At 63.5% G+C, this 1,700-nt stretch carries 2 protein-coding genes; both read right to left on the reverse strand.

From position 1 onward, the window contains the following. Positions 1 to 284 precede the first annotated feature (284 nt). The gene (locus tag BLU76_RS23070) at positions 285 to 482 is read right to left on the reverse strand and encodes a YbdD/YjiX family protein (RefSeq protein ID WP_003201656.1); all 198 of its coding nucleotides are present in this window, start codon (positions 480 to 482) and stop codon (positions 285 to 287) included. 15 nt (positions 483 to 497) lie between these two features. Beyond that, positions 498 to 1,700, reverse strand: a 1,203-nt coding sequence (locus tag BLU76_RS23075; protein ID WP_305882126.1) for a carbon starvation CstA family protein, incomplete at its 5' end; no start/stop codon positions are given.

Below are 1,700 nucleotides of genomic sequence, written 5' to 3' on the forward strand. Positions count from 1 at the left end.
ACTACCCTGTGGCGAGGGAGCTTGCTCCCGCTCGGCTGCGCAGCAGTCGCAGAACCGGCTGATACGGTCGGCCTGAAGGACCGCCGGGGCCTGCTTCGCACGCCAGCGGGAGCAAGCTCCCTCGCCACAAGGGATTTGTGGCGCATACAAATTCTGAGGCCCCCAAAAACAACTGTGGGAGCGAGCTTGCTCGCGATGGCGGAGTGTCAGTCAACATGATCGTAACTGACCCACCGCCATCGCGAGCAAGCCCGCTCCCACATGGGGGTTGGGTTTAGCTCAACTCAACAGCACTTGGGCCCACCCTTGCCACCGTAACGGGCCTCCTGGCGTTCGCGGAAGAACGCCTCGTAGTCCATCAGCGGTTTGTCCGGGTGCTTGGTTTGCATGTGCTCGACGTAGTTGTCGTAGTCGGGCATGCCGACCATCAGGCGGGCGGCCTGACCGAGGTATTTACCGAGGCGACTCAAGTCATTGAACATCGTTGCAATCCCCTATCAAGCGTCCGGCACGGCCTGGAATGGCGCTTCTTTATCCGTGCGTTCCTTGGTGCCCCAGGCGGCGATGCCGACCTTGAGGGCGTAGAACAGGATGCTGAAGACCACGAACAGGAACAACACCGTCAGCGTTGCGTTGGTGTAGGCGTTGAACACCACGTGCTGCATCTGCTCGATGCTCTTGGCCGGGGCCAGGACCTGGCCGGCGGCCAGGGCATCGTTGTATTTGCGCGCCAGGGCCAAAAAGCCGATCGCCGGGTTGGCGTCGAACAGCTTGATCAGGCCCGCGGTGGTGGTGCAGATCAACAACCAGCAAGCCGGCAGCAGCGTGACCCAGACGTAGCGCTGGCGCTTCATCTTGATCAGTACCACGGTGGCGAGCATCAGGGCGATACCGGCCAGCATCTGGTTGGAGATGCCGAACAGCGGCCACAAGGTGTTGATGCCACCCAGCGGATCGATCACGCCCTGGTACAGCAGGTAACCCCACAGTGCCACGCAGCCGGCGGTGGCGATCAGGTTGGCCGGCCAGGATTCGGTACGCTTGAGCGACGGCACGAACGAGCCGAGCAAGTCCTGCAGCATGAAGCGCCCGGCACGGGTCCCGGCGTCCACCGCAGTGAGGATGAACAGCGCTTCGAACAGGATCGCGAAGTGGTACCAGAACGCCATGGTGTTCTCACCCGGCAGCACCGAGTGCAGGATCTGCGCGATACCGACCGCCAGGGTCGGCGCACCGCCGGCACGGGCCAGCACGGTGGTCTCGCCAATGTCCTTGGCCACCGCTTGCAGGGCCTCGGGGGTGATTGCAAAACCCCAGCTGCTGACGGTTTGCGCCACGGCCACCACGTCACCGCCGACGATCGCCGCCGGGCTGTTCATGGCGAAGTACACGCCCGGCTCGATCACCGACGCCGCGACCATGGCCATGATCGCCACGAAGGACTCCATCAGCATGCCGCCGTAACCGATGTAGCGAGCGTTGGTTTCGTTATCCAGCAACTTGGGCGTGGTGCCCGAGGAGATCAGCGCATGGAAACCCGAGACCGCGCCGCAGGCGATGGTGATGAACAGGAACGGGAACAGCCCGCCCTTCCACACCGGGCCCGTGCCGTCGGTGAACTGGGTCAGCGCCGGCATTTTCAGCTCGGGCATGGTGACCAGGATGCCGATCGCCAGGGCGACGATGGTGCCGATCTTGAG

This window comes from Pseudomonas sp. NFACC08-1, assembly GCF_900106735.1.
GTDB classification, from domain to species: Bacteria; Pseudomonadota; Gammaproteobacteria; order Pseudomonadales; family Pseudomonadaceae; genus Aquipseudomonas; species Aquipseudomonas fluorescens_Q.

Bases quoted from the DNA above. Each gene is read 5' to 3' on its own strand.
- BLU76_RS23070 (WP_003201656.1), bottom strand. From the start codon at position 482: ATGTTCAATGACTTGAGTCGCCTCGGTAAATACCTCGGTCAGGCCGCC.